This is a genomic window from uncultured Sphingomonas sp. (assembly GCF_902806265.1).
Lineage (GTDB): Bacteria > Pseudomonadota > Alphaproteobacteria > Sphingomonadales > Sphingomonadaceae > Sphingomicrobium.
This window is the reverse complement of record NZ_CADCVZ010000060.1, coordinates 1-5,157: the sequence shown is the minus strand read 5'-3', so window position 1 is coordinate 5,157 and position 5,157 is coordinate 1. Positions and strand designations below refer to the sequence as shown.

Here is a 5,157-nt window from a genome sequence, read left to right as displayed (position 1 = left end):
TCGGGCGAAGGCGTCGGCCGCACCGCGCCGCCGTTGCCGGCGGTCACCCGGTGGGTCTCGCCCGTGTCCAGCTCGTAGCGGTCGATCGCGAACAGCGCGCCGTTCGAGTCCTGCGCATATTCGAAGCGGCCGCCCGGCGTGATGTTGCGGGTGAAATAGACGTGGCGGCCGCCCGGCGCGAAGGTGGGCTCGCCCAGTTCCTTCTGATGCTGCTCGTTGACGCGCTTGACGAGCTGGACGCCGGTCCCGCCGTCGACATGGTAGAGCCAGACCTCGCCGGTGCCGAGCGAGCGGCCGGTGGTGAAATGCTTCTTGACCGCCAGGTAGCGTCCGTCGGGGCTCCAGCTCGGCTGGTTGAGGAGGCGGAAGTCCTCCTTGGTGAGCTGCTTCTTGTCCGACCCATCGGCGCGCATCAGCCAGATGTTGTCGCCGCCGCCGCGGTCCGAGACGAAGGCGACGCGGCTGCCGTCCGGCGACCAGCGCGGCTGCTGCTCATAGGCGAGACCCTCCGCGATGCGGGTCGGGGTGCCGCCGGAGATCGGCATGACGTAGATGTCGCCCAGCATGTCGAACGCAAGGCGGCTGCCGTCGGGCGAAACGTCGACGTTCATCCAGGTGCCCTCGGCCGTGTCGACCCGCACCTTGCGCAGGGTCAGTCCACGCGGCCGCTCCACGTCCCACTTGGGGACCTCGGGCTCCTGGGCGGGCGCGGGCGCCGCAGCGCCTTGCGGAACCGCATGCTGGGTCGCCGCTTCACTTTCCGACTGCTCGGGCGGCGGCTCGCTCTGCGCCACGGCGGAGCTGCTGCTGGCGAGAAGCAGGGACAGGAGCGACAGTTTCTTGAGCATGTTCTGGGGAGACCTAGTGCTTGGGTGATAGGCGCCGATGCCGGGCAACCTGAGCGCTCGGTCAAGCCGCGGAATCAGCCGATGTCAACTTCCCCCGCCCGCCTGATCGCCGCCGCGAGCGCCGCCATGTTGAAGGGCTTCTGCAGCACCGACAGGTCCTCGGGCCGATCGCCGATCGCGTCCGCGTCGGCGTAGCCGGTGATCAGCAGCGCGGGCATGCCGGCGCGCGCCTGGCGGGCGAGGCGAACGACCTCCATGCCGCTGAGGTGGGGCATGGCGTAGTCGCTGACGATCAGGTCGAAGGCGGTTGGATCGTCCTTGAGGAGCGCCAGCCCGTCCGCGCCGCTCGCGACCTCCGTCACCGTATGACCCAGGTCCTGCAGCATGCCCGCGGTCATCGCGCGCACTTCGTGGTGATCGTCGACGAGCAGGATGCGGAGCAGCTTGGCAGCCGCCGTCCCTCCACCGTCCGCCAAGTCGGGCATCGGCGCCTCCGCCGGGGCCGTCGCCCGCGGCAGCCAGATCTCCGCGCAGGTGCCCTCGGCGACCTTGCTCTTCAGCTTGAATGCGCCGCCCGACTGGGTGGCGAAGCCGTAGACCATGCTGAGGCCGAGCCCGGTCCCCTTGCCCACTTCCTTGGTGGTGAAGAACGGCTCGAGCACCTTTTCCAGGTTGGCCGGCTCGATCCCGCAGCCGGCATCCAGCACCTCGAACAGCACATAGTCGCCCGGCGGAAGCGCGGCCGCGTTCTCGCCTCGGACCGAGCGGTTGCCGGCGGTGATGGTGATGGTGCCGCCCTCGGGCATTGCGTCGCGGGCGTTGATGATGAGGTTCATCAGCGCAAGCTCGAGCTGGGCCGGGTCGGCGTAGGCCGACCAGGCGTCTTCGGGCACCCGCCAGTCGAGCTCGACCAGGCCGCCCAGCGTATGCGCCAGCAGATGGTCCACCGCTTCGGCGAGCTCGCGCGGACGGATGTTGCCGGGCTTCAACTGCTGGCGCCGCGCAAAAGCGAGCAGCCGCCCGACCAGGTCGGTGCCCTGCTCGGCCGCATGCTTGGTCATGGCGAGGATCTTGAGGTGCTCGGGCGCGAGCTCGGCGCGGCGCTCGATCAGGCCGATCCCGCCCAGCACTGCGGCGAGCAGATTGTTGAAGTCGTGCGCGATGCCGCCGGTCAGCTTGCCGATCGCGTCCATCTTCTGCGCGTGCACCAGCTGATGTTCCAGGTTCTTGCGCTCGCTTACGTCCGTCAGCGTGCCCGCGAACTCGAGCGAGTCGCCGTTGTCGTCCTGCAGCAGCACGGCCTGGTCGTGGAAATGCTTGAAGCTCCCGTCGGCGCAGCGCCAGCGGTACTCGACGGACAAGCGGCCGGTGCGGTCGCGCTCCTCGACCGCGGCCAGCACGCGAGCCCGGTCCTCGTCATGCAGCCGTTCGGCCCAGAGTTCCGGGCTCTCCAGCACCTCGGAGAAGCGATAGCCGGTCATCGCCTCGAAGTTGCCGCTGACGAAATGGGGGCAGCGCGTGTCGCAGGCGAGCGGCTCGAGGTAGAGGATGATCGGCAGCGAGCGGATGATCGCCGCCTGCCGTTCCTCCGCGCGGCGCAGTTCCTGCTCGGCATGGAGCCGCTCGGCATTGGCGCGCAGGGCAGCGTCCAGCAGCGCCTGTTCGTGCCGGGCCTTTCGCTCGATCTCCTTGGTCTTGGCGAACAGGTCGACGAACACCGCGACCTTGGAGCGAATGATGGCCGGATCGACCGGCTTGAATACATAGTCGACCGCGCCCATCGCGTAGCCGCGCAGCAGATGCTCGGCCTCCTTGTTGACCGCCGACAGGAAGACGATCGGGATGCGCTTGGTCTGCTCGCGCTGGCGGATCACCTGAGCGGTCTCGTAGCCGTCCATGCCCGGCATGTAGACGTCGAGCAGGATTACCGCGAACTCGCCCTTGAGCAGGTGCCGCAACGCTTCCTCGCCCGAGCGCGCGAGCACCACCTCGCCCACCTCTTCGAGCACCGTTTCGATCGCCAGCAGGTTGCGGTCGTCGTCGTCGACCACCAGCACCCGCGGCCGCTCGGGCGGCGGCGCGTTCGCGGCCTGCGGACGCTCGCCCGTCAGGCCGGGCAGGTCGGGGCGCAGTTGCAGGTTCATTCAGCCGCCTCGACCCGCCGCGCCACTGCCGTAGATCGCGAGCGGGCGATCCATACCCGCAGCAGGGCGAGCAGCAGCTCGATATCGACCGGCTTGGCGATGTAATCGGACGCGCCCGCATCCAGGCACTTCTGCCGGTCTTCCTTCATCGCCTTGGCTGTTACGGCGATCAATGGCAGGTCGGCAAGCATTGGCCGCTGCCGGATCTGGCCCATGGTCTCGTATCCGTCCATTTCGGGCATCATGATGTCGATCAGCGCGACGTCGATGTCCGGGCTCGCTTCCAGGATGGCGATGCCTTCCTTGCCGCGCTCGGCATGCTGCACCTCCACGCCGTAGCTTTCCAGCACGCTGGTCAGCGAGAAGATGTTGCGGATGTCGTCGTCGACGATCAGCACCTTGGCGTCGGCCAGTTCGGCCGCGTCCCGGATGTCAGCCGTCGCCTGGAGCCGCTGCTCGGCGGGCTTGTTCTTTCGCCTGGGCTTTTGGGCGGCGCGAAGCAGCTTGGTGAACACCTCCCTGAGCTCGCGTTCCTCGATCGGCTTGGTGGACACGCCAAATGCGCCCAGCGCTACCGCCGCGGCCGCCTTGTCGGTGCCGGTGATCACGTGAACGGGCAGGTTCGTCGTGTCTGGGTCATGCAGGAGCAGATCGAGCAGCACGAGCCCGTCGATGTCGGCCAGATTGAGGTCCAGCGTCAGCGCGGTCGGCTTTAGCTTGCGCGCCATCTGCAGCGTGCCCGCGCCCGCGGTCGACACCACGCCCTTCATCCCGACCGAGCGCGCGGATTCGAGCAGAATGGCGGCAAAGGTCGGATCGTCCTCGACGATCAGCACGAACGGCGTCTGGCCCAGCTCGTCCCGATCGTCGGCGACTTCGAAGCCCGTGGGAAGCGCGGTCGGCACCACGGCGCCGCTGTTGTCGTAACGCGGCGGCGTGCGCATCACCGTTGCCGGCAGTTCGCTGGTCGCCGCAGCGACCTGCAGGGGCACGAACAGGGTGAAGGTCGAGCCTTCGCCCGGCTTGGAGCGGACCTGCAGCTCGCCGCCCAGCAGCCGCGCGATCTCGCGGCTGATCGACAGGCCGAGGCCGGTTCCGCCGTATTTGCGGCTGGTGGTTCCGTCCGCCTGCTGGAAGGCTTCAAAGATCAGTCGCTGTTTCTCCTCGGGGATGCCGATGCCGGTGTCCGTAACCGAGATGGCAACCGCCTGCTCGCCCTCACGGAGCACGGGGTGACTGGCGCTCCAGCCCTCGGTGGCAGTGCGCACGTCAAGGGTCACGCCGCCTTTGGCAGTGAACTTGAAGGCATTGGCGAGCAGGTTCAGGACCACCTGCTGCAGCCGCTTCTCGTCCGTGCGGATCGCGGGCGGCAGGCCGCGCTCGATCGCCACGGTGAAGTCGAGGCCCTTGTCGGCCGCGAGCTGGCGGAAGGTCCGGTCCATGTGCTGCTTGAGGGAGCTCAGCTCCATGTCGCCGACCTCGATGGTCACCGTGCCGGACTCGATCTTCGACAGGTCGAGGATGTCGTTGATAAGGCTCAACAGGTCGGAACCGGCCGAGTGAATCGTTTTGGCAAACTCGACCTGCTTGTCGTTGAGGTTGCCCTGGCCGTTGTCGCTGAGCAGCTTGGACAGGATCAGCAGCGAGTTGAGCGGGGTGCGCAGCTCGTGGCTCATGTTGGCCAGGAACTCGGACTTGTATTTGGAGGTGAGCGCCAGCTGCTCGGCCTTTTCCTCCACCGCCGAGCGGGCCAGTTCGATCTCGAGGTTCTTGGCCTCGACCTGCCGCTTCTCGTTCTCCAGCGCGGCGGCCTTTTCCTGCAGTTCCTCGTTGGTGGCGTGCAGCTCCTCCTGCTTGGTGGTGAGCTCGGTCTGCCGCGCCTGCAACTCCTGCGTCAGCAGCTGCGACTGCTTGAGCAGCCCTTCGGTGCGCATGGTGGCAGCGATGGTGTTGAGCACGATGCCGACCGATTCCATCAGCTGGTCGAGGAAGCTCTGGTGGGTTTCGTTGAACTCGTTGAATGAAGCGAGCTCGATCACCGCCTTGACCTCGTCCTCGAACAGGGCCGGCAGGATGTTGACGTTGGCCGGCTTGGCATGGCCCAGGCCCGAGCCGATGCGGATGAAGTCGGACGGTGCATCCTTGAGCAGGATCGGCCGCTTGTC

At 67.4% G+C, this 5,157-nt stretch carries 2 protein-coding genes and 1 pseudogene; all 3 read right to left on the bottom strand.

Annotated features, from left to right (window positions below):
- Positions 1-848 (bottom strand): annotated as a pseudogene (locus QZX62_RS11090) (DPP IV N-terminal domain-containing protein); the annotation flags it as partial.
- A 74-nt stretch (positions 849-922) separates the two neighbouring features.
- Entirely contained in the window at positions 923-2,992 is a 2,070-nt protein-coding gene (locus QZX62_RS11085) for a response regulator (RefSeq protein WP_294174455.1), read from the bottom strand.
- The coding region (locus QZX62_RS11080) for a response regulator (protein WP_294174454.1) at positions 2,989-5,157 on the bottom strand (2,169 nt) is incomplete at its 5' end. The genes QZX62_RS11085 and QZX62_RS11080, both read right to left, overlap by 4 nt.

Excerpts from the sequence above, each read along its gene's own strand:
- QZX62_RS11085 (WP_294174455.1), bottom strand. The coding sequence starts at position 2,992 with ATGAACCTGCAACTGCGCCCCGACCTGCCCGGCCTGACGGGCGAGCGT.